Here is a 23,471-nt window from a genome sequence, read left to right on the forward strand (position 1 = left end):
TTTTTGGGCTTAATAATTAGAGTACTTTGGCTTCGTTTTTCAACAGATCCACCAATTCAGATACGTTGTCCGCATCGATCATTTTTACGGCTCCTTTGGCAGGAGGCATTTCGTATGTACTCAATTGAGTCTTTGCCGTGTCGTCTGTAGGTTCTACTACATTGAGTGGTTTGGTTCTGGCAGTCATGATGCCTCGCATGTTTGGAATCTTCCATTCTGCTATAGGCTCCTGACAGCCCAATACCAATGGCAAATCAGCTTCTAAATATTCTTTTCCTCCTTCTATTTCTCTGGTCATTTTGGCAGTAGAGCCTTCGATGTCTAGCGTCATTACAGGAGAGAGTGACGGCATGCTGAGTAGTTCGCCTACCATGCTATGTACCACGCCACTATTGAAGTCGATCGACTCGCGCCCCATCAATATCAAATCATAGTTGCCTTCTTTGGCTGCTTGGGCTATCTGGTTGGCTACGAAGTAGGAGTCCTTAGGGAAGGCATTGATGCGAATGGCATCATCTGCTCCTATGGCTAGTGCTTTCCTCAAGGTGGGTTCGGTTTCAGCTTCTCCCACGTTGAGTACCGTGATACTCCCGCCAGTTTGTTCTTTGAGTTCTACGGCTCTGGCCAATGCGTAATCATCATATGGTCCGATGATATATTGCACACCCGTCTGATCAAACTTGGTATTGCCTTCAGTAAAGGCAATTTTGGAAGTCGTGTCTGGAACGTGCGTAATACAAACAAGAATCTTCATGTGTTTATTTATTAATGTTGCTAATTAATCTATAAAATTTTGAGTCCAATTGCGAATGATAGAGGACTAAAATCCGAGACTCAATGTGCCACGAATATAGCAAAATCGACATCAACATCATGGGAGAGGCTCAATATTAATTGAGGAAATGAAGGGCTATTAAAAAATGAGAAGAGTAATAAACACATGGATCTTATTGATGACCGACTGTGTATAAAAAGTAAAACTGGTTCATGTTTAGACCCAGCCTAAACATGAACCAGTTATGCATTACTTTATGGTTTTTTTGATCATACCGCACTTTAGCATCTTGTCGCCAAAGTATGGGTTTTCAATTTCTTTTTTAGTGCTAAACCAAAAGGCACCAGTGTTGTCGAGAGCCATAGGGCAGTAGCATTGGTTGAGTTCTCCAGATTCTACAGACCCTTCGAATACACTTTCCATGGAGTTGTTGAGTTCAGAAAATATAGCTCGGGCAGTTTCTATTTCGCCAGCATTTAAAATCCCATCTGCAAAACTTGCTTGTTGTTCTGTACTTTCGTCTGTTTTTAATGCCTTGCTCAGTTCAGCAGCAAATGTCTTGGCTGTTTCATAGTCTGTAGCTACTAGTGCATCTCGAAGTTTTTCGTAAGCGCTATAGATGGTTTGGATGCCTTTGCTTTTGAATTGTACGCCATCAGCGGCTGTTTCGGTTGCGACAGGAACTACGGCTTCTTTTGTTGCTTCTTCTTGGCTTTCTTTAGGGCTGCTGCATGCAGATACGAACAGGCCTGCTATGATCAGATAGGTGAATTTCATTTTGGTTTGATTTACGTTACGAGATCTTTTTGAAGAACCAAAATTAGATAATTTGATCTCAACTTATGGTTTGATGATTATAAAAATGGTATTGTCATAATTCAAGTGACTTGACAACTACTTTCATCTGATGTGTTTGTTTTTCGAAATATTCATTCCAGTATCGAGGTTGTTTTTATGTGTAGCTGACGAGGGCTTATTTTCTTTCTAATATGACTTGATCTTCAAATAGTCCATTGACTACTGTATGGGCATATTTGTTGATTTCCATAGTGGTTTGTTGATGTTTTTCTAGGTCATATTTGAAGTGGGAAATCCATACCAGTCCATTGCCGTCAAATTCGTTGTAGTCCATGAGATAGTAGAAATTGGCTTCTAATATTGTGTAATTGTGATTGGAGACGGTTTGAAGGTCATCATATCTGGATTCAAAGTATTGACCAAATTTGTAGCGCCCTTTGGCGTGGCTGGCGAGCTCTTCGTCGGTAATGTCTTCGTCGTCCGTGGAAATGTTTTTTACAGGAGTAGCTGTTAGCACACCATCAACTCCTAGAGAGTAGAGGTGCTTTTTGATCTCAGAACGATTGACTTCGTCTCCTGCAGGTTCATCTTCGAATAGGGTATATCCTGCTACTGCGGGTACTCCTTTAGATTTGAGATATTTAACGGCATCCTTTTCGAATTCCTTTTTGTCTTTCTCATTTTTGGCCATACCAAATACTGCTACCTTTCTAAAGTGACGAGACTCATAGTTAGGATTTTCCCAGACAGCATCTAGTACTAATGTTTGCGAAGTCGCACAACTAGCAAGTAGTATGATTGAAATGGAATAGTGAATGATAAAACGCATGTTTGAGCAAGATAAAGTGGCAATTGATTAAGTTATATTCAAGGCTAAAACTAATCAGTATTGCCTTAACTGGGGATACTTTGCTATTTTTAACTAAATAATATTACTGATGTCTAAGCTTATTCTCTTTTTATTTTTCCTAATCCTTGCTCCATTTATATCAACTGCTCAGATCAAGTCGCTTAAGGTTGGGGTTATTACAAATTATCCCAATCTTACTTTAGTAAGTTTTACAGTAATAACCATAGATGAAACTCAAAAGCTACTGGGAGGTGATGTGGCCATTGGTCAATTCGTAGCCACTGTGCTGAGCTACTTGAAGGATGGAACAAATGCCAAAGTGATCATGGCTAGATCCATCGATTATGATCGGACTTTTGTTTGCAGTTTTGATTACCCTCATGTTTGTTGCCGTTTTGTATCGTGTTTTGTTTAAAGTCAAATAGAGATGATTCCACAATCAGTACAACAATTGAATATAATGCCTTACCGCTATCACATCATATTAGTAGTGATACTGGTTAATATTCTCGTTCCAGGTTTTTTTCCTGATGATATTCGCACTGCATTTGTTGCACCTGCATTCAATGTGCTTTTGCTGGGTGCGTGTTTTTTGGTGATTCAAAGAATGAGAAAAGCAGCTATGTATATAGCTATGGCTGGTGTTTTGGGGGTTATATTCAATTGGTTCGATGGTTATACTGGACTGATTGGGTTATTGATATTATCCATTTATGTGCTGATTACAGCCTTTGAGCTGTTTAGTGATCTAGTGAGAAAAGAAAAGATAGGATTACCAGAGATTTTGGGTGCATTCGATGGTTATATGCTTATCGGGTATATTGGAGCTTTGTTGTGCCTTGCTATACATATCGCTGAGTCAGGAGCTTTTGCTCATGTGGTATCAGGTAGGGCAGGAGCACAGGATTTGTTGTATTTTAGCTATATCACCATGCTTACAATTGGATATGGCGATATAGTACCACTTATCCCCGCATCCAAGGGCTTATCAATTGTTTTAGGGTTGATTGGTCAGTTTTATTTGGTAGTAGTTGTTGCCACTTTCGTGGGAAAATTTTTAATACATTCAAACGAAAAATAATAAGTATAGAAATGAAGATGAAAAATAAATGGACGCTGATCGCCTTGTTGCTTGTTTCTCAGCTGGGGCATGCGCAATCATTGAGCGAATGGTATCAGCAATTGTCTCCTTCAGTTGTCAAAGTTATTATTTCCGAAAAGGAAATCAGACCCCAAGATGGTCAGATGGTAGATGCACAGGGCATCGGATCAGGTGTGCTGATTAGTGATGAAGGTTTGGTGCTCACGGCCTCTCATGTGGTGCAGACTGCCGACAATATCAAAGTGCAATTCAACGATGGAGAAACTATTCCAGCCCATGTGGTGGCTTCGGCTACTTATGCAGATGTGGCTACGATCAAACTGTCTTGGCTGCCCAAGGGAAAGCATCCAGTGAAGTTGGGTAATTCGGATTCTACTAAGGTTGGTGATGAAATATTTATGATTGGGTCGCCTTATGGATTAGACTATAGTCTCTCTGTAGGGTATATCAGTGGCAGACACATCAAAAATAAATTTGCTCATGGGCAGCCCGCTATTGAGTTTTTTCAAACAGATGCAGCCATCAATCATGGCAATTCGGGCGGTCCTATGTTCAACATGAAAGGAGAGGTGATCGGTGTGGCCAGTTTTATACTCTCCGAGTCTGGAGGCTTTCAAGGGTTGGGCTTTGCGGCTACTTCCAATGTCTGTCAGGCTTTGTTACTCGATAGCCCTACGCCATGGACAGGTATGGTGGCTGTAATGGTGGCTGGTGAGTTGGCCAGTGCATTGAATATCCCACAAGGAGCAGGTTTGCTTATCCAAAAGGTGACTTTGTTTTCTCCATTGGGTATGATCGGAGTGAAGGGAGGTAATATCCCTTTGGAGATCGCGGGCGAATCTGTCGTGATCGGAGGAGATGTGATTCTGTCGATCAATGGCATACCGCTGTCTAATGAAACCAACCTAGAACGAGCCAGAGAATCCTTTGCGGATTTGACACCTGGAGACTCTTTTGTTATTACCGTATGGAGGGGTGGCGAAAGAGAAAAATTGAAAGGTAAATTTGGAGATAACTGAGTCAGATAATTTGAACCTGCATGATGCATTAAGAAATCTATTTCGAGATTAAATAGCTTCAAATCAGACACTTCGTTTCGTTTTACTCATCACTATAGTGGTGGTGCTATGCTTTCTTCGCAAAACTTCCTGATTTATCGCTTTTTAACCGCTCATCACGAAGCCCTAATGCATCATGCAGGTTTAAGCAGTTAGTAGTTGTGCGTTTTTGCTAGCACGTGGAGGAAAATGACCTTTTTCTGTATCGTCATTACCCGATGATCGATCGGGTAACCTTCATGGACGGGTGTTACAGCGGGGTGTTATGCTTTTCTGACCTCCCTTCGTTGGGTTACCACTGTAATGACGTTTTTTTATATCTAATTGGCCCAATGAAGGAAATCCTAATGGGAGTTTATCCTTTTTTTAGCAGTTGCTCTCGCTTATATATGGCCAATCCGAGTCTTAATTTATCATAAGGCATCTTTTGCTCGAAGTGCTCAAAAAGAGGTTTGAGCTGCTCTGTTTCTCCTGTTTTAGCTATGCCTTCAAAAATTTGATTTTGTTCTTGTTTGCTGATGTAGCTCGATAACTCGATGTCCTGTCCTTGCTCGTAGAGCGTGGCCAGATGAGAGAAGATAGTGACGATATTCAGGTTTCTTTTCTTAGCGATTTCTTTAGGCTCCAGGCCATCTTTGAGTAGTTCGAAAGTCACCAGATGGGTTGCCCCTTTTATTTTCTCACCTTCGAGCGTTTTTTCTTTAATAAAGGTGATGATCTCATTGATAAACTCTCGACCATACTGGTCTGCTTTGCGCTGTCCTATACCAGATATATTGAGTATCTCGTCGTCTGTGGTAGGCCTGTGAATCGACAGCTCTTGGAGCGTAGCATCACTGAATACCAAATAGGCGGCTATGCCTTGGGCTTCCGCTAATCGCTTTCTGAGCGCTCGCAGACGCTCGAATAGGGCATCTGTTTGCTGCGCCTTTTTGGTAGGAGTAGTAGGCGTGAGGCGTTGCTTTCTTTCTTCTTGTGATTCTGGTTTACTTATTTTTACTTCTATTTCGCCATAGAGCGCTTTTTTGCCAAGATCGGTAATTCTCAGAATGTTGTGTTGGTCGAAGGCGATTTCTAATAAACCAAGATTTAGGAATTGCCCAATAAAGTGTTGCCACTCCATAAATCCATGGTCTTTGCCTACTCCATAAGTTTTGATGTTTTGATACCCCAGTTGGAATAAGTCCTGTCTGCCAGAGCCACGCAAGATATCGATGAGCATACGTGAACCCACTTTTTGTTGGGTACGAGCTACAGCAGATAGAGCCATCTGTGCTAGCTTGAGCCCATCCATAAACTCAGGAGGGTTTCGGCATACGTCGCAGTTGCCGCAGTCTTTTTCGAGTTGCTCGCCAAAGTAGCTAAGTAGGAGTTTTCTTCGGCATGAGGTAGCTTCTGCAAACTGCTGCATGCGTTGAAGTTTGGCCTCTAGAAGTTCTTTTTGTTCACCCTGCTCGATAAACTGTTTGAGTTGCATCACGTCGCTGTAGCTGTAGAATAGGAGGGTTTTAGAATTTAGTCCATCTCTGCCCGCGCGGCCGATTTCCTGATAGTAGCTTTCGAGGTTTTTGGGTAGGTTGTGGTGGATCACCCAGCGTACATTGGATTTGTCTATTCCCATGCCGAAAGCGATGGTGGCACATACCACTTTGAGATCGTCTCGGATAAATCGCTCCTGAACTTTGTCTTTGACTTGGGCATCCATGCCAGCATGATAAAAATCCGCATCTATGCCTTGCGCCTGCAGCTTGGCCGTTAGACTTTCTGTGCTTTTTCTACTTAGGCAATAGATGATGCCAGATTCGTCAGGTTGTTTTTTGATCCAGTTGATGATGGTCTCCACACGTTTCTGCGCTGGTCGTACGTTGAGGTTTAGATTTGGCCGGTCAAACGAAGCCAAGAAGGTTTTTGCATGGACGATATTCAGTTGGTTGAGGATGTCGGTACGGGTGGCTTTATCGGCTGTGGCTGTAAGTGCCATGACAGGCACTTTGGGGAACTGCTCTTTGATAAATTTGAGCTTTGTGTATTCTGGACGAAAGTCATGACCCCATTGTGAGATGCAATGTGCTTCATCTACGGCGATCAGGTTGAGCTTGGCTGATTTGAGTACATTGAAAAAATCTCTGGTCATTAATTTTTCTGGTGAGACGTAGAGTGCCTTGATCTCTCCAGCCATAAACTGCTCTTCTATCATGCGTTGCTGGCTGCCTGTGAGTGTGCTGTTGAGAAAAGCCGCCGATACGCCATTTTGGCGCAAAGCCTCTACCTGATCTTTCATAAGTGAAATGAGTGGAGAAATGACTAGGCAGGAACCATCTTGTACCAGCGCTGGGATTTGATAGCAGATGGATTTTCCGCCACCTGTAGGCATGATCACTAAGGCGTCTTGGCCTGCGAGTGCCTGACTAATGACTTCTTCTTGCAGAGAGCGAAATTGTCCGTAGCCGAAGGTTTCTTTGAGTATGGTAAGGGCTTTCGCCAATAGTTCGGTGTTGGGCAAGGTGGTACTTATATTCGTCATGTACTTGATAAGACTGTTCTCTCAGAAATGCCCTCAAAGCTAGTGAATATTGAAGAGTCTTTTGGTGAGTAAGTTGTATTGTTGGTGTTTTTGTAGAGGAGGAGTATAAGTGCTTGTTTCTTGTCGCTTAGCAATTACTTCTGGGATAAAGGGAGGGTGTATGACTTACTCATAGAGGCTTATTTAGACTTGATAAGCTCCAGAAGAATAGGTGAGTTCATAACTGTGCGAGTAAATCTCGAAGACTATGCCAAAAGGGTCTTCCACATAGACCATCTTGAAGGGTTTTTCATTTGGGTAATATTCGCGGATGGGCATACGTTGTTTCCCTCCATGAGCTACAATCTTTTGGGTCAATGCTTCAATATTTGGGTCTTGAACACAAAAGTGAAAAAGGCCTGTGTTGAATGGGTTGAAAGCGGGAGCTTCTTTTGTGCCATTAGGAAATGAAAAGAGTTCGATACCTATGCCGTCGGAGGTAGACATATGCGCGATTTCGAATTCATCCCAGTTTTCTCCAAATACATCAATACACATTTGTCCGATAGCTGTTTCTCTTTCTTTTTTAACTGTTGAAGGCGCCATGATCACATACCAGCCCATTACTTCTTGATAAAAATGAACGGCTTTTTCTATGTCTGGTACTGTGAGTCCGATATGTGAAAAGGATCTTGGGTATCTGGTTTCTTTCATGATACTTGTTTTTTTGAATGTCGTAAAATGCTGCAGATTAATCTCCAGTATGGATTAATGAATGGTGCGGTAAGAGCATACGATAATACCTATTTGAAGGTTGGTCGGATTTGAAATATATATGAGTTGAAATGCTGGTGATTTCGGTAATAGATAAGTGTGGGTTCTAAAGACAAAAAAAGCCTTGCAAATCATTGATTTACAAGGCTTTAATTCTAACTAAGAGCCCCCAGTCGGATTCGAACCAACGACCTACTGATTACAAGTCAGTTGCTCTGGCCAGCTGAGCTATGGGGGCAATAAATTCTTTTGTTTTGCTAACCCTTTTGGTTATTTGCGTGTGCAAAAGTAAGGTAGAATTTTTCTTCTGCAAGCTTCTCTAGAATTTAATTATCAACTTTTTTTTAAGCTACTGATTATCAATGTTCCGCGTAGGTAATCAACTTTAGCTCTTCTTTTAATTCTTCTAATTCTAGCTCTGCTTTTTTGATTTTTTCTTCAAAATCCTTCAACATCTCTGAAGCTGTTTTGGAATTAGCAAAGAAGCCTAAATTGTTTTTCCAGGTAGATACGTCTTTTTCTAGTGTTTGAATTTTGCGTTTGATCGAGTGCTCCTTGCGTTGGAGTTTGTGATCACCGTGAGGGCCTGATTTGATTTTGTTGATTCTTACAAGAGATTTCAATTCGGTCAATTCATCTTCTTCGAAATCTTTCGCCTGAGCAATCACATTGTTTAGTGCTTCTTGATACCTGTTTTGGATCGATTTGATCGATTTTTTAGGTACAAAGCCTATGTTGTTGAAGGCATCTTGTAGTTCGTACACTTGCTCTGGGAGTAGGTCTTCTACTCCAATTAGCGCTTCTAGTGACGTGCAGATTTCTTCCTTCTTTTTTAGATTGTCTTCATATGAAGATTCCATGTCTTTGGAATGTCCACGTTTTTTGTTGAAAAATTCATCGCATGCCGTTTTGAATTTTTTGTATATTTTTTCACGTTCTTTTTCCTGGTACAGGGCCTATTTCTTTCCAGTCTTTCTGCAGTGTCTTGTAGGCGCTGGCCGTTTCTTCCCAGTTTTCGTTATTTTGGAGTTCAACAGCCTTTTCTACTAGTGCTTGCTTGAGCTTGAGATTTTCTTCTCGTTGAGCATCCAGTGTTTTGAAGAACAGCGACTTGTTGTGAAAGAATGATTTGAAATCCCCCCAAAACCTTTTGTTCACCGCTTTGGCTTGATCTTTTGGCATGGCACCTACTGTTTCCCATTCTTTCTGAATGGCTAGCAGCTCCTTGGTTTTGGAATTCCATTCACCGATGTTGTCAGAGGTGAATTTGGCATATTCAGCGATCCTTTCAGCGATTTTAATTTTCTTCTCGTAGTTCTCACTCAATTCTTCCTTGAGGTGAGATACATAGTCTTTTCGTTTGGCATATACTTGATCCGAGGCAGCCTTGAACCGCTGCCAAGTATCTTCTTGTGCTTCTTTGGGCACGGGGCCAATGTGCTTGTACTCCTCATGTAGCTCATTCAATCGTTTGATGGCTTCATTTAGGTTTTCTAAGGCATCTAGCGATTCGGCTTGTTTGCACAAGTCTTCTTTGGCCTCAAGGTTTTTCTTTCTGTCGAGTTCTTTGAGTTCGAAGTAAATGCTTCTATGGTCGTAGTATCGATCCATAAGCGCATTATAGTTGGCCCACAGGGTACGATTGTGCTGGTGATGAACAGGTCCTATAGCCTTCCATTCTTCTTGCATTTTTTTGAGTGCGTTGATGCTTGATGTGTTTTCATCGTCATCCACAAACACTCTTAGTCTTTCGAGTAATGCATTTTTGAGTTCAAGATTACGTTCTTTCTGTTTCTCGTGCTCTTTGGCATTTTTGGATTTCTTTTCTCGGAGAATTTTGTAGTAGGCTTCAAACTTGATGGAGCATTCTTCGAGTTTGTATTGGAAGTCGTCTTTTGAACCTCCATCAGCTTCAAATCTCTTTAATGCTTCGGCGCGCTCTGCTTGGAATATTTCATCGTAGCTGCGCTTGATTGCTCCAATGGTGCGAACTTTTTTGAACCCATCTTCAGTGTTAGAGAGATCGGCGAGTGCTTGTGTGAGTTGCTCTTTGGTGTAGTTGGTGTAGTCGATTTCTTCTTCCTCATTTTCCTCCTCTTCCTTGTTGTCTTTCTCATTGGTGGAGTCAGATTTAGGAGTGGCGTCCGTTGGCTCTTCATTTTGGGGAGCGGCTTTGGCTATGGACTCAGCTACAGGAGTTGATGTTTCTGAGCTAGGCGTTTCTACGGGTGCCGTTTCTTCTACTTCCGAGGCTTCTGCTGCAGGTACTTCCTGCTTTTCGGCGGGAGTTTCTTGTGCGACTTCTTCTACAGCAGGAGCTGAGGCTTCGGGTGCAACTTCTTTTTCGGGTGAATCGGAGGTGGGATCAAGCGTATCTTCTTTTTCGTTTGTTAATTCAGGTTTGCCCTGAACAGCCCCCGGATTCGTTGATTTGTCATCAGTGGATCCAGTCATATCATTCTCTTTAGTCATAACTCTTTTTCTCTACTCTTTGCAATTTATGCAATTTTTATGGCATTAGTTCATATTTGGATCTGCGGGGTAATTAGCAAACATTTTGAACTTGCCACCTAGGCTTTTTAATACTTCTTTCCAAAGTGAGTTTTCATCAATGTCGAAAATATGACTAGCTGAGATACCTTTGTATACGATCCATGATTTGGCTTCTAGTTCTTCTTCGAGTTGGCCCGCAGCCCATCCCGAATAGCCTAAAAAGAACCTGAAATCTTCTGGCCTTAATTGTTTGAGGTCTATCATGGACAGCAACTGGTCATAGTCGCCTCCCCAATAGATGTCATTCCCGATCAGTTGGCCAGAAGGCATGGCTTCGGGGGCTCGATGAATAAAGTGTAGGGTATCTTGCTGCACGGGACCTCCGATAAAGAGCTTCTCTTTGAAATCAGAAATTTGATCGACTACATCCTCCAATAGTGCCGAGGAGGGTTTGTTCAAAACATAGCCAAATGTCCCGTTTTCGTCGTGCTCACAGATCAAGACGACAGTGCGTTCAAAATTGGGATCTGGTAAATAGGGCTCTGAGATGAGTACATCTCCGCGCTCAGGAGTGAATTTTTGTTTTGAATGAAAATAATCCATAGGCTCAATAATTTTAATGTAGTCGGGGAGATAGCGGCATGGCTTCCATGATTTTGCCTTCTATCTCGTTCATTTCCTTTAATCGTGTATATACTTCGTCTTCGTTAAAATAAATTAGGGCCATTTTCACAAACACTTCGCCGTGTTTGGCTTCCGATGCCCATAGGTCTCTGTAAAAATCCTTTAACTCTCCTGTAGGTAGGTTTTCGTAGATCAATCGAAACCGCTCAGCTCCCCTGTTTTCTACTATAGAGGCGAGGAGTAGCCGATCCATAAATCGCTCTTCACGCCCGCTTCTGCAGCTTTGGATGAGCTGCTTTACGTATTTGTCTTCACGGATCTCATGGTTGAGTTGGATGCCTCGTTTTTGCATGACCTGATAGACAGAACGAAAATGCTCAAGTTCTTCTACCGCGGTGTCGATCAGCTCTGGGATGATCTCTAGCCGATCAGGAAATTTGGCTACAAAGCTCATCGCCATCGAAGAAGCTTTTCGCTCGCAGTCGGCATGGTCTTGTAAAAAAGCGTCAAAATCATTCAAGACAGTGGCGACCCATTCGGGTGAGCTGTCGTAGCATAGCGGAACTCGTAACTGCATATTTTAAGATAATAATTTTAAGGTTCTGAATTAAGTATTGTAGATTATAATTGATGAATAATTCGCGACATGAGTTGATTTTAAAGGAGGCTTTACAAAGCATAAATCTAAAAAACAGATCTCTACAGTTTTGAATCTAAAATCTTTTCTATGCATAATTAATGATTTCAGTCATCTTTGTAGTACCTACGAGAAATAATAACAAAACGGATGGCAAAAGATTTTTTACATGGTATGAGAAAGGATTATGGAAAGGACTCTCTGACCAAGGCGAGTGTGCACCCAGATCCAATGGTTCAATTCGAAGAATGGTTTAAAGCCGCCATGAAGACCGATGGAGATGAAGCCAACGTGCTGACGCTATCTACATTGGGCGAAGACCAAATTCCTGAAGGTAGGATTGTATTGCTCAAATTTTATGCAGAGGATGGTTTTACCTTCTATACCAACTACACGAGCAACAAAGCCAAGCAGCTCGAAAAACACCCGTATGCTTCCATGACCTTTCATTGGAAGTCGCAAGAGCGGCAGGTGCGTGTGAAGGGTGCCATCACCCGAGTACCGGCAGAGATCTCAGACGAGTATTTCAAAGAGCGACCTATGGGGAGTAGGATAGGGGCCTGGGCGTCGCCACAGAGTCAGGAGATTCCCAATCGTGAGTTTCTCGACGAGCGAGTCGAAGAGGTTCAAAAGAAATTTGAAAACCAAAACGAGATACCAAGGCCCGACTACTGGGGGGGGTACTTGCTTACTCCAGTACGCATCGAATTTTGGCAAGGCCGACCCAGTCGCTTGCATGACCGGATCGTGTACGATCTAGTGGATGGACAATGGGAGACCAAACGTCTGGCACCTTAAATCTTTGTCAGCATCTAACCTATATCTGGAGCGATACGCTTATCAACAAAAGTATCTGGCAGCGTCTGATTACGGGCAGCCCGACCTGATTGTGGTATTGCCGTGCCACAACGAGCCAGATTTGCAGACTTCGCTAGAAGCTCTGGCGGCTTGCGACCCGCCCAAAGGCGAGGTGGCAGTGATCGTAGTGATCAATGCGTCGCAAGCCAGTACGAAGGAAGTAAAACAGCACAATGAGCAGACGCTTGCTGCTTGTCAGTCTTGGGTTTCGGCTCAGTCTGATCGTTATACCTTTCATTTTATATTAGAAAATGAGCTACCCAAAAAGCATGCAGGCGTAGGTCTGGCGCGCAAAATAGGCATGGACGAGGCTGTGCGAATGTTTGATGCGCAAGGACAGGATGGCGTGATCCTCTGTTTTGATGCCGACAGCACTTGTGAGCCTAATCTGCTGACAGAAGTAGAACGACTATTTGATGAAAATCCCAAAACACCAGGTTGTTCGATTCACTTCGAGCATCCGCTCGAAGGCACGTTGGTAGATGAAGTGTATGCAGGCATACTCAGTTATGAACTGCATTTGCGCTATTATGTAGATGGACTCAAATATGCTGCTTTTCCGTATGCCTTTCAGACGATAGGCTCAAGTATGGCGGTACGATCTTCGGCTTATCAAAAGCAAGGCGGCATGAATCGTCGCAAAGCTGGAGAGGATTTCTATTTTTTACACAAGATCATTCCTTTGGGAAATTTCAAAGAGCTGAATACGACTAAAATCATCCCATCGCCGCGTCGATCAGATCGGGTGCCGTTTGGTACGGGTCGAGCCATCGGGACATGGCTCGACGAAGGCAAGTCTGAATTGCTCAGTTACGATCCTCAGGTCTTCGAAGTGCTCAAAAATTTCTTTGCAACGGTCGACCCATTGTATCAATCTAAGGAAACTGAATTTGTTTGGAATCATTATCCCCAGTCCATTCAGCAGTTTATCCCTTTGGTAGAATTTAGGCCTCAAATCAATGAATTCAATGCGCAGGCCAATTCTTTAGCCACTTTCCAAAAGCGGTTTTACCAATGGTTTGACGGCTTCAAAGCCTTGAAATTCGTACACTTTGCGAGGGATAAATTTTATCCAAATGTGCCTATCGCCGAAGGGGTAGATTGGCTATTTGAGACCCTAGGCAAGAATTCCCAACCTTGGGATTTGAAAAGGAAGTTGGTGGAGTTGCGAGTAGAAGATAAAACCCACTCATGAATCCTCTCAAATCATAGGAGAAACAAAAAGCTCGACTAGTTTTGCGCGCTCATCTCTCAATTCTAAAATACAATCCATGTTTAAAGCGAATGCCCTTTTAATTCTATTTATTTTCTCATTTTTTTCAACTCAAGCACAGACCAAAGAAGAGTTTATTTCATTTTTAAAAGATATGAAAGAGACCTTGGATGATTCAAAATACTTGGGGTGGAAATCGGTAGATAAATCTAGCATCTTGGATTCGGTCTATTTTTCAGAAACTTCTGTAGAAGAAGCAAAACGTAGGGCGTTCAACTTCTCCAATAGCCTCTATTTTTCTTCCAACAACAATGAAATTTATACTTATAGCGAGTATCCTTTTGGTAAGTATTACTATGATAGCATGCGGGTCACGCTAGAGGATGGGCAGCAGTTTTATACGGGTATCGAAGATGGTGGTCATTTTTCCGAAGGAAGCTTCGCATTTGATCCAGATACTTTAAACAGTCCTGTATCTTCCGTATCCGGCAAGGTCAGGTATTGGTACCCTGATCGGGTTAAAGTTTTTACTTTCGATAAAAAGAATCTAGGCAAAAAAATCTGGAAGGAGGGCATCTATGCCCAGCTTCTTGAATTGGAAGATAATTTCCTCAAAGTCAATATCGGCCCAGGCGATTCATTGAGCTACAGCAAATACTATTCTACAGGTTACTTGGAGATGAGGGTTTATGCCTTGAATGACAAACAGGAGGACATCAGTAGGGTGTTTGGCACCTCTATGAATAGCATGGAAGGTCTGTCGGAATTGATAGATATGGTCATAGAAAAGGGCAAAGACGAAACCGTGGATGGAGAAAAGCTCGGTGAGTACATGTCTGGACTCGCTGAGAATGAATTCGCAAATCCAGGGGTGAATTTTGCAGCGTCAGTAGAAGGAACGATTGACCAAGTGATGGTGGTGGTAAGGCTGGAAGATGATTGGGACTATGTGGAGGATTCGGTGGTGATCGTACCGGAAACAATAGCTACCGAAGGCTGGCAACGAGACGGAGACGTGGCGCTCAATAGCGATCAGATTCATGTGAGCTTTAGAGAGGTAACGGCAGACCAATTGATTGCTCAATCCACCATGAAGGCATCCAATCATTACAATGAATACCTAGAGATCTATCAGCCTCGGGTAGACTTACGACTCCCATGGATAGACAATGAGTTTTTAACTGGGTATCAAGATTTGGAGGTAGAACTCACACATGTCGAGTTTTATAAAAACAAAAAAATGCTACCCGCCAGTGTGGAATCTTCCAGAATGAATACCCCTGTATATTACGGTTTTTTGGGTACGCTAGAAAAGGAAAAGGCGATCGCCAACCTCGTGAAAGGGGAGTTTTCTTTTGACTATGCTACTCAAGTGCAGCTCAGAAAGTTGGAGGAAAGCCAGTACACCATAGATCACCATTCGATCGTCAGTATCCCATGGGATGCTATGGGCTATGCGGACAGTAGAGATTTTAGAAGTCATATGGCTGGCCAAAAAGTATGGGCCAAAAATAGCTCAGGAGACTGGCTGGTGATGATCGATGACAATTTCTATTTTAAAGAAAGGACGAATAGCGTCAACTACTGTTTCGCTGGTCAGGTGACGGAGGTCTTTGTGGCAGAAATCAAAGAAGGAAAAGAACAAATCCGAATACCATTTGATTTGGAGATACAGCAGCCAGACTAAAAGGGGATTGTTCTTTTGTTTTTTTCCAATGCTTGCTTCTTATTTTCTTTTTTGCAGAATTTGACACCTTATATCTGTGGGTTTGGGTCACATCAAAGCAGCTACTTTGAGGTTAGTCGTCTATTTATTTCTCGATAGTGCTGATTCTGGCATTGCTTCGGAAAGCTCGCAAGGGCATTCGTGCCTACACCATGTTAGAGACCTTTTTCTAGACTATTTAGGATTGATGCAATTATGATTATAGCAGGAATTAAAATCATCGCATGATATACAAGTTTAACTTGGGCATAATACCTTAAGTTAGTTTTAAAACAGATCCATGGTCCTAGTTCAAAATAATCACGTTGTTCGACTCTGAATTTTTTATAATCAATACTTTCATGATTGGGATAACCCTCGAGTACTGCCTGATACTTTTTACTTATCATTTTACAGAATTCATGAGTATCATCTTCGCTGCTATTTTGTAGAGTCTTGAATATTCTAAGTTCGTCATAAAGAGCTGATACCTTTAGAGCACATTCTTGAAAATTCCGAGCTCTAATTTTAAAATCTTGAGCAGCTTCCATTTGACTGAAAGCTAGTAATAAAATCGATATTGTCGTTGTTCCGAATGCAATCAAATTATCACTAATCATCGATTCTCCGGTAATTTTATATACTGACAAAAGTCCCAAAATGATTAGATACGCTGAAAGAAAACCAATTGCCTTATTTGATAGGTTATTTTGAGTTAAAAGCCTTGTGCTAGATCGAAAGCGAATGGATTTAGTTGACCAAAACTTGTAGTTAAGTTCTTCCAGATATGTCTTATTGAGATGGTTTTTATGTGTTGGAAATTTTGATTCTTTTTCTGCCATAAAATTTCGTGGTCTCTAACCAGCTATCCGCTGTGGTGCTTGACGTGCAGTTTGTTTCGGATACAATGTAGGAAAATCTTCGATTCTCATCGCTATTTTTTTATTTAGTGAGGGAAATCGAAGATTTTCCGGTGCAAGTAGAAAGCAGAGCCGCTCAAATCAGCAGAGAATGCCATGGATTGATTAGGCTATGTTATGCTCTTTTTTCATCAACCACAACAGCGTCAACAGTTTCATTATCATCTATTGATATTAATCTGGTTGTTTCTTTTAGTTTTTTACTGTTGTTTAATGTTCCTTCTTCCATTTGAGATATGACAATGTCAAAATCTTCTGAGTATTTCTGGTCATTCGAAAATAAAATCAACTTGTGTTTTATTTTTTTCGTCTTGGTACTAATTTCAGTAATAAGATCATTCAGTGTAATTAAATTAAACTTAACAGATTCTTTTAAAGCCTCAACTAGCTTCATCGATTCTTCAGTATCATCACTTTTGGCGTTCACCATATTTAATGTATTATTTATTTTATCGCAGGTCGAATCAAATTTTCTATGCAATTCTAGTAGCGACATCAATTGTGGCGAAATAAGCTCTCTAAACGTTATACCATGCACAATTAGTTTCAGCTTGTTATTGGCTTCATCAGGCTGGATTTTATCAAATGTTAAATCTTCAATAACATCATCAATGGCTTGAATAATAGGTCGGTTCTTTTTTAAGCCTAAAAGAATTTTTACTATGTAATAAATCCCAAAAAACAGTAATCCTACCTTCAAGGTTGTCAAGGAAACATATTCAAAAGCAGGTATTGATTGTAGTAGTCCTATCAAAATTACTATAGGAACTCCCTTTAAAATTAGACCAGCTAATTTGACGTATTTATTTTGCTTCGATTCATTTTTTTTCATTAAATGAATGGGGGTATATGCCATTATTACATATGCAATCATAGCGAAGGCAATGATGTAAAATAGAACGTTAAATGTGGTTTTGAAAAAACCTTCAAGGTAACCAAGGTAATTTACGGAGTAGTATAATAATCCAAACACGCCTAGTTCATAGAAAAACGAAAACCTCAAAGAGGTTATCTCGGATTTTAAGAAAAAATATGTTGTTTCTTGAATCTTAGAGCCATTTTCTGTTGAATTGTCAAACACAAATTTGATATAGGGATAAACGAAATATACTATGAATCCTATTTTGATTGCAGTGTTGTAATCCAAAGTATCAGATCTAAATAAGCTCACAAATATCCAAACAAGTGTTACCAATGCTCCTTTTAGAGCCCAGATTGTCCATCCTGGTTCGTTCAGTTTTTGATTCAGGTTATTTCTATAGAAGTAAAGAGACTGTAATGTTTCTATTTTGGTCATTTGGTAGGAGATTGTAGATTAGTTATTTCTCTTTTATTCTGTTATCCCAAATTCGCATTAAATGACTCGAGAAAACAAGTAGTTCCCAAGCCTCAATAAGATTCATGTCGACATTTGCGTGTGAAAGGGGGTTTCTAATTCCTCGCATAACTCCTGCGAAAATGTTCATATATCCGTCCTGTTTATTGACACCACTCTCTGTATCTGTTAGGCAGATCTGGATAGTTGGATTATTACCGTTTTTGTTCGATACTGAAAAGGCATGACGCATTAGTTTCTCTCCATCAAGTTCCTTACTAGAAATTGTCTTGTATTCGTCTTTAATTTGAGAGTTCAGTTCTTTGAATGCAGCAACAATCGCATCTGAATACAACCCTTGATCAAATCTTGGTTTAGCAAGTTCATGGATTTTAGGATGAATCATGCTCCAGTCTAACTCTGTTGATCTACTTTCCTTCGTTTCAGATAAATAATGGAGATAGCTCTCTTCAACTTCGAATATGTCAGTTAAGCAAATTGATCTAATATCTCCTTCACAATTTTGAGGCTGACCACTAAAAATATACCGTCTAAGAAAACTTGAATGCCGAAGCAGGTAGCCTTTTTGAAATACCTCTGATGGAATAAGTCTACCTAGTCGTTCCAGTTCACGGCTATAAACTTCTTCAAGTGCTACTAGTGCATCAATATGTGCATTTTGATCAAACTTCTCCTTGAGTTCAATAGCAACTCTGTGTAGATGTCTAAACTGAATGATTGCTTCGTTGTTTGCTAGTTGCATTGTATTAATCCTAACGCCTGTGTATAGATCGTGCGTTTTGGTGAAGATAATGCTTCGGATTCAAAATAGCCAAATCTCTGATTTGGTCTATACAATTTTTGATTCAAATAGATCACATCTGAGATATGGCGGTGCTTCCAGAAAGCAGAAAAACTCACTCAACAATCTACATAGCATGACTCTTATACACCATGTTATCTTCCTTTTTTTAGATTATGCTTAATTAAATAATATATTGCGATGAGAAACCTGATTAACCTAATGGAAGCAGAAAAGTTCACATTCAAATACAGGGGTGATTTAGAATATATTGATTTTGATACCCTGTATACCAGCCAATTACATTTTGCTGAGTTCATACGTGAAGTTAAGAACAGCTTAGCTCCAGACTATGACCTTAAAATAAAACTACGAGCATTACCACCTGCTAGCTTTCCAATTGAACTGTTTATAGATTTTAAACAGGTAACAAATTTGATTACCTCAGGGCAAGATATTCTAAATAATGTAGGAGGTATTGCTGGGTCTGTTGTGGTAATTATAGAGCTCTATAAGCATCTAAAAGGGAAGAAATCTTCTAAAGAGGAGATAGGAGAAAATAATACAACTAATATTTATAACGTTAAAGGTGATGTTTTTGTGATTGATAGTTCTATTTATAGCGCAATTAAAAGCAATCCTAACATACAGTCTGAGTTGAAAAATGTATTTGACAAAGTAGATAAAGATGATGATGTTGAAAGTATTCAGTTATTAGATAGTTCGAATGAGGAGTTATCTTCTATACTAAAAAATGAGTTTGAGTATTTCGACGTGAAAGACAATTTGTTTGAGGATACGGAAGGGATTGAAAGAGAAAAGTATAAACTTATCGAATTTGCTAACTTGAATATATTCAAAGTGGTCTTTTCAAAAGGGTTTAAGTGGCAATTTTATTACAAGGGGATTAAGATTAATGCTGAAATAGAGGATAATGACTACTTGATAAAAGTCGTTAAAGGCAGTATGAGTTTCTCTAATGGGGATATTCTTGTTTGTGACTTAGCCATAAAACAAGTATACAATGAGTTTGCAGGGACGTACGAAAACAAGGAATACAAAGTCACTAAAGTTCATAAAAGAATACTCCGAGCCGAGCAATTAAATTTAGAAGATTAGTGGAAGATAACGCCTGTGTAGGACGATGTGCCCTCACAGCTTGATTAAAGTAGAAAGATAGCCGATCCGCGCACAACCACAAAAGCCTGTTTAGCCATTACGTTTGATTTAGACCGCCAAGGAAACCACGAATGCGTTCTCGGTATTCTAGAGATTCCGCGAGGAGCGGCGGTGCTGATTCTGGCATTAATTCGGGAAGCTCGCAAGGGCATTCGTGCCTACACCTTGTTAGAGAGATTTTTCAGTCGATTTAAGCTGAATCGTGATGGTACCGTTGCTAATTGAAACATCTGCATATTGATTTACAGCCATTTGGAGTGTTACAACGAAAACAAAGACTAGCCCCAATGAAGTAATAACTTTATAAAGTGGAGTGTCATACTTTTTAAGATGTTCGAGGGCCATATAAACTTTATCACCTTTACTGATGGCAAACACTTGCCCGCTCATGTTGGAGCTGCCTTTACGTATCGTATAGGTTATGGTATCACCAGCTAACACCTCGTTCATGAAACTATCTGAATCGAATCCATTATCAAATTCGAGCGGGCCGGAAATATCAATATATGTATGATTTACTCGATCCAAAACAACTTTTTTTCCATCTTGGCTGGCTGTTATGTGAGGGTTGTGCTTTAACAGTGCGACTCGAGTAGTATAGTCGTCAGGGTTGAAGTTAAGAAGTTGTGATTTGAGAGCAATGCTTGTGAACCATACCATGCCTACTATGGAAGCTAACCACATCAAGATTCGACTCCATTCATGTTCAAGTCTAAATCTTCTCTTTGGCTTAACTAGTTTAATTCTCATCAGTTCTCTCTAACATCCAGGTATCAACCACTAGTGGTTGATATATCCCTTATGTTTTAGTTTTAAAAGTATTCTTTTTTCTCAGAAATGCTGCGGTTAGGTCTGGCTGCTAGACAAACCTAAAACAAGAATACCAAAATAAAGAGATGAAAGCAAGAGGGAATGGTATGTGTCCATAACATTAGTCCATGGATGTTTAAAACATTGCCTCGCTTTCGTACCTTCGCACTCTTCTCTATAGATAGATTAGCATTTCATGAATATATACGAACAGATTGTAGCTGAAATTTGCTCAGCGAAGCACATAGTCATTACTTCTCATAAGTCGCCAGATGGAGACTCGGTAGGTAGCTCGTTGGGCCTGTTAAGGTTTATCGAAAAGCTGGGGCGTTCGGCTATGGTCTGTCACCCAGATGCAGCGCCAGATTTTCTGGAGTGGGTGGGACTAGCACCTATATGGCTCATGACCGATCAGCCAGAGGAGGTTACTGCTGCCTTTGAAAAAGCCGACTTGATTTTCTCTTTGGATTACAATGCTACAGATCGTATCGGGTCAGATATGCAAGCATTGCTAGAAGCGGCTACTTGCAAGAAAGTGATGATCGATCACCATCTCCATCCGCAGGATTTTGCCACGCTGATGGTATCAGAGACTTCGTCGTCGTCTACCGCACAGCTCATCACCGAGCTGGTGGTGCAGTCGGGCAATGAAGCCATGCTGGATGAGCACATCGGTACGCCGCTCTATTTGGGTATTTTGACCGATACGGGTAGTTTCCGATTTCCAGCAGTACAGCCACGTACGCACGAGCTGTTGGCCAAACTATTGGCGGCAGGCGTACAGCACCACCTGATTCACGAAGTGCTCAACGACAATAATACGGCGAGTCGCTTGCGTTTGCAGGGATACGCCATGAGTGAGAAGTTGGAGATATTGGAAGATTACCATGTGGCGCTTATTCCTTTGACTAAAGAAGAACTAGCCAAGTATAATTATCAAAAAGGCGATACTGACAGCTTGGCCAACTTGGCCTTGTCGATCAAGGGCATGAAAGTAGCCGTGATGCTGGCCGAGCGTGACGGCATAGTGAAGATGTCTTTCCGATCCAAAGGCGACGAAAATCCAGTCAATACCCTGGCTGCCGATCACTTCAGTGGCGGAGGACACGCCAATGCAGCTGGTGGCATGAGCAATTCGTCTGTAGAGGAGACTTTAGTCAAAATTAAAAAAGTGATTCCTGACTATTTCGAGAAGGAATAGCACTGGAGGGGTGATTGCGAGATAGATTTAGTTTAGTAGTAAGAGTAGTCTGGTATTTAGGCCTGTGGTACGACCTTTTACACCCATTTGCTCCACTTCGCCATATCTGAAATTGAAACTTACATTGGCAAATTCGGTAGGCCACCAGTTTAACCCAAGTGAATAAATATTCATAAGACCATAATTGATGTTTCGATCGATGAGGTCGTAGTTAGAAAATCGTGCGGTGAGTTCCCAAGCTCCTCGGCCGCCTTGGTTGACGCCAATAGCCACTGGAATTGGGCTGGTAGTGCCGTTATTGTAGCGATAGGAGCGATGCTCTCCGCTCAGTATCCATGAGCCCGTGATTTGAAATTGATTGAAGTTGAGGCTTTCCGATCCAGAGACATCCAAATGGTTGAAGATGTATTCAGAAAAAATCCAATAAGGCCCCATCATCCAGCCTATTTCTGCGCCTGTGAGGTTCATGCTGTTGGTAGAGATGTGGTCAGTTTCGATGAAGTTGATAGACTTGTTAAACTCTGGAGTGATGCCATATTGTGCGCCATTGTTGCCGTTAGAGTATCGGTTTGATACCCCAATATGAAGTAGGTTATTGCCTGTTTTTGATGCCCAAGGCACTCCAGTGACTCGGCCTACCACTACGGTTTCGTTGTCTGAAATGCCTCCATCTTTTTCTATAAATGGATTGAATACGCCAGCAGCCCACGACATTCTTTTTTTGAGGAGATTACCGCTGAGTTGTGCTCCTATGTTTCGTCCTGGCTGAAAGGCGTCGGAGGCTCTTTCCTGCATAGAGTTGAATAGGGAGGAGGGTACTCTTTCGATAGACGAAGGTTCTTTTTGTTTTCCAATGCTTAATGTTACCTGTTTTGGCAATGGGATATCCAAACGGTAATCATAGAAAGTAAGATTGTTGAGTTCACTATCTTCAAAGCCTTTTTCAAAGGCGTTTGTAGCCACGAATACGGTATAGCTCCATGGTTTTTTGAGAAATTTTACTGTGCCAATGGCTCCAAACCGTAAGCCTCTTATTTCGCCACCTGCGTTGGATTCGAGTGATCCTATTTGTGTTTTGCTATCGTCATTTTGCGAAAGCCAATACAGTCGGTCCATCGCAAGCGCAGCAAAGAATAGCCCTTTGAAATGTTTGGTGTTCCAGTGGTTCCACTTACTGCCGTCGCTATAGTTGACAGGTAGCGCAAAGGGTGGTGGAGTGTATGCAAACCACTTGATTCTTCCGTAGGGATCTTTTTGATTTTCAGGACTACTGTTGTCTTCTTCCAATTTATTGATACGGATATTGCCATCGTAAATAGCGAAAATAATGTGTGGTTCCATATTGAGCCATAAGTCAAAATTCTTACGAGGATCCTTTTTTAGGATAAGAAACTTTGGGGCGGTGTCGATAGTTAGGTTGCCGATTAGATATCCACCTTTAGCATCTAGGGCTATGCTATTTTCTTTTTTGGTCAAGACCTCAGACGACACCAATTCTAGTTTGTCGTCAATGATCAATAGGTTGACATGAAAAAGAGATGAATCAGAGCTGTTAGTGATCACATTGACATTTCTGATGATAAGTGTTTCCTCTTTGTTAGTTTGTGCGAAAGCGCCACTGCAGATCATCAATAGCAAGCATGTTTTTGCTATAGCCTGCGTGGGCCAAAAGGAAACCATTTGTATTGTTGAGCTTTTGGGATTCATACAGTTGGATGGTCGTGTATAGGGAGTAAAACCTGTTTAATTTATGAATATTTTGATTGACTGTAAGATTTCTTGATGAGAATTTCAAAAAGGAATTAACAACAAAATATAGCCTGCTGCTATAGCTAAATCAGGAAGGCTTCATAA

The 23,471-nt window shown here is 41.2% G+C and carries 22 protein-coding genes and 1 tRNA gene; 7 read left to right on the top strand and 16 right to left on the bottom strand.

The genetic code is table 11. The features are described 5' to 3' along the window. Positions 1-16: 16 nt before the first annotated feature. The 4 genes from N7E81_RS12530 to N7E81_RS12545 all read right to left on the bottom strand — a co-directional run bounded on the left by N7E81_RS12530 (position 17) and on the right by N7E81_RS12545 (position 2,805). Positions 17-754: an electron transfer flavoprotein subunit beta/FixA family protein gene (locus tag N7E81_RS12530; RefSeq protein ID WP_263049932.1), complete on the bottom strand. Its 738-nt coding sequence runs from the start codon at positions 752-754 to the stop codon at positions 17-19. A gap of 270 nt (positions 755-1,024) precedes the next feature. Continuing rightward, positions 1,025-1,552, bottom strand: coding sequence for a DUF3347 domain-containing protein (locus N7E81_RS12535; protein ID WP_263049933.1), 528 nt, complete (start codon positions 1,550-1,552; stop codon positions 1,025-1,027). 196 nt (positions 1,553-1,748) lie between these two features. Then, on the bottom strand, positions 1,749-2,402 hold the full coding sequence (locus N7E81_RS12540) for a hypothetical protein (protein ID WP_263049934.1): 654 nt from the start codon (positions 2,400-2,402) through the stop codon (positions 1,749-1,751). 262 nt (positions 2,403-2,664) lie between these two features. Continuing rightward, the gene (locus tag N7E81_RS12545) at positions 2,665-2,805 is read right to left on the bottom strand and encodes a hypothetical protein (RefSeq protein WP_263049935.1); all 141 of its coding nucleotides are present in this window, start codon (positions 2,803-2,805) and stop codon (positions 2,665-2,667) included. 78 nt (positions 2,806-2,883) lie between these two features. On the opposite strand from N7E81_RS12545, the gene N7E81_RS12550 reads away from it, so the two are divergent. Continuing rightward, positions 2,884-3,504, top strand: coding sequence for a potassium channel family protein (locus N7E81_RS12550; RefSeq protein WP_263049936.1), 621 nt, complete (start codon positions 2,884-2,886; stop codon positions 3,502-3,504). A gap of 11 nt (positions 3,505-3,515) precedes the next feature. Then, positions 3,516-4,544: a S1C family serine protease gene (locus N7E81_RS12555; RefSeq protein ID WP_263049937.1), complete on the top strand. Its 1,029-nt coding sequence runs from the start codon at positions 3,516-3,518 to the stop codon at positions 4,542-4,544. Positions 4,545-4,938: 394 nt separating this feature from the next. Here N7E81_RS12555 and recQ read toward each other — a convergent pair whose 3' ends face one another. The 7 genes from recQ to miaE all read right to left on the bottom strand — a co-directional run bounded on the left by recQ (position 4,939) and on the right by miaE (position 11,554). Further along, the gene (gene recQ / locus N7E81_RS12560; protein WP_263049938.1) at positions 4,939-7,107 is read right to left on the bottom strand and encodes a DNA helicase RecQ; all 2,169 of its coding nucleotides are present in this window, start codon (positions 7,105-7,107) and stop codon (positions 4,939-4,941) included. A 183-nt stretch (positions 7,108-7,290) separates the two neighbouring features. After that, a complete protein-coding gene (locus N7E81_RS12565; RefSeq protein WP_263049939.1) occupies positions 7,291-7,800 on the bottom strand; it encodes a lactoylglutathione lyase family protein in 510 nt (169 codons plus the stop codon). Positions 7,801-8,024: 224 nt separating this feature from the next. Continuing rightward, a tRNA-Thr gene (locus tag N7E81_RS12570) sits at positions 8,025-8,098 on the bottom strand. Between the two features lie 121 nt (positions 8,099-8,219). Beyond that, positions 8,220-8,813, bottom strand: a complete 594-nt coding sequence (locus N7E81_RS12575; protein ID WP_317624077.1) for a DUF349 domain-containing protein — start codon at positions 8,811-8,813, stop codon at positions 8,220-8,222. After that, positions 8,791-10,314: a DUF349 domain-containing protein gene (locus N7E81_RS12580; RefSeq protein WP_263049940.1), complete on the bottom strand. Its 1,524-nt coding sequence runs from the start codon at positions 10,312-10,314 to the stop codon at positions 8,791-8,793. Before N7E81_RS12580 ends, N7E81_RS12575 begins: the two co-directional genes overlap by 23 nt. Positions 10,315-10,377: 63 nt before the next feature. Then, a complete protein-coding gene (locus N7E81_RS12585; protein WP_263049941.1) occupies positions 10,378-10,956 on the bottom strand; it encodes a YqgE/AlgH family protein in 579 nt (192 codons plus the stop codon). A 13-nt stretch (positions 10,957-10,969) separates the two neighbouring features. After that, complete coding sequence (gene miaE, locus N7E81_RS12590; RefSeq protein ID WP_263049942.1) at positions 10,970-11,554, bottom strand: tRNA-(ms[2]io[6]A)-hydroxylase; 585 nt, start codon at positions 11,552-11,554, stop codon at positions 10,970-10,972. 210 nt (positions 11,555-11,764) lie between these two features. On the opposite strand from miaE, the gene pdxH reads away from it, so the two are divergent. From pdxH to N7E81_RS12605, 3 genes are all read left to right on the top strand, one after another. Beyond that, positions 11,765-12,412 (top strand): pyridoxamine 5'-phosphate oxidase, encoded by a 648-nt coding sequence (gene pdxH / locus N7E81_RS12595; protein WP_263049943.1) that lies wholly within the window; start codon positions 11,765-11,767, stop codon positions 12,410-12,412. Between the two features lie 4 nt (positions 12,413-12,416). Next, the gene (locus N7E81_RS12600; protein WP_263049944.1) at positions 12,417-13,667 is read left to right on the top strand and encodes a glycosyltransferase; all 1,251 of its coding nucleotides are present in this window, start codon (positions 12,417-12,419) and stop codon (positions 13,665-13,667) included. 76 nt (positions 13,668-13,743) lie between these two features. After that, on the top strand, positions 13,744-15,372 hold the full coding sequence (locus N7E81_RS12605) for a hypothetical protein (protein WP_263049945.1): 1,629 nt from the start codon (positions 13,744-13,746) through the stop codon (positions 15,370-15,372). A gap of 194 nt (positions 15,373-15,566) precedes the next feature. Here N7E81_RS12605 and N7E81_RS12610 read toward each other — a convergent pair whose 3' ends face one another. The 3 genes from N7E81_RS12610 to N7E81_RS12620 form a co-directional block, all read right to left on the bottom strand. Next, entirely contained in the window at positions 15,567-16,232 is a 666-nt protein-coding gene (locus N7E81_RS12610) for an SLATT domain-containing protein (protein WP_263049946.1), read from the bottom strand. A 193-nt stretch (positions 16,233-16,425) separates the two neighbouring features. After that, positions 16,426-17,607, bottom strand: coding sequence for a hypothetical protein (locus tag N7E81_RS12615; protein WP_263049947.1), 1,182 nt, complete (start codon positions 17,605-17,607; stop codon positions 16,426-16,428). Between the two features lie 22 nt (positions 17,608-17,629). Next, positions 17,630-18,388: a TIGR02391 family protein gene (locus tag N7E81_RS12620; RefSeq protein WP_263049948.1), complete on the bottom strand. Its 759-nt coding sequence runs from the start codon at positions 18,386-18,388 to the stop codon at positions 17,630-17,632. A 261-nt stretch (positions 18,389-18,649) separates the two neighbouring features. On the opposite strand from N7E81_RS12620, the gene N7E81_RS12625 reads away from it, so the two are divergent. Beyond that, entirely contained in the window at positions 18,650-19,546 is an 897-nt protein-coding gene (locus tag N7E81_RS12625) for a hypothetical protein (RefSeq protein WP_263049949.1), read from the top strand. Positions 19,547-19,774: 228 nt separating this feature from the next. Here the strand turns inward: N7E81_RS12625 and N7E81_RS12630 are convergent, their stop codons facing one another. Continuing rightward, positions 19,775-20,356: a hypothetical protein gene (locus tag N7E81_RS12630; protein WP_263049950.1), complete on the bottom strand. Its 582-nt coding sequence runs from the start codon at positions 20,354-20,356 to the stop codon at positions 19,775-19,777. Positions 20,357-20,612: 256 nt separating this feature from the next. Between N7E81_RS12630 and N7E81_RS12635 the strand changes: the two genes are divergently transcribed. Then, complete coding sequence (locus N7E81_RS12635; protein WP_263049951.1) at positions 20,613-21,617, top strand: DHH family phosphoesterase; 1,005 nt, start codon at positions 20,613-20,615, stop codon at positions 21,615-21,617. Positions 21,618-21,644: 27 nt separating this feature from the next. Here the strand turns inward: N7E81_RS12635 and N7E81_RS12640 are convergent, their stop codons facing one another. Beyond that, positions 21,645-23,246, bottom strand: coding sequence for an OprO/OprP family phosphate-selective porin (locus N7E81_RS12640; protein ID WP_263053085.1), 1,602 nt, complete (start codon positions 23,244-23,246; stop codon positions 21,645-21,647). Between the last annotated feature and the right edge of the window lie 225 nt (positions 23,247-23,471).

Source organism: Reichenbachiella carrageenanivorans (genome assembly GCF_025639805.1).
Taxonomy (GTDB): Bacteria; Bacteroidota; Bacteroidia; order Cytophagales; family Cyclobacteriaceae; genus Reichenbachiella; species Reichenbachiella carrageenanivorans.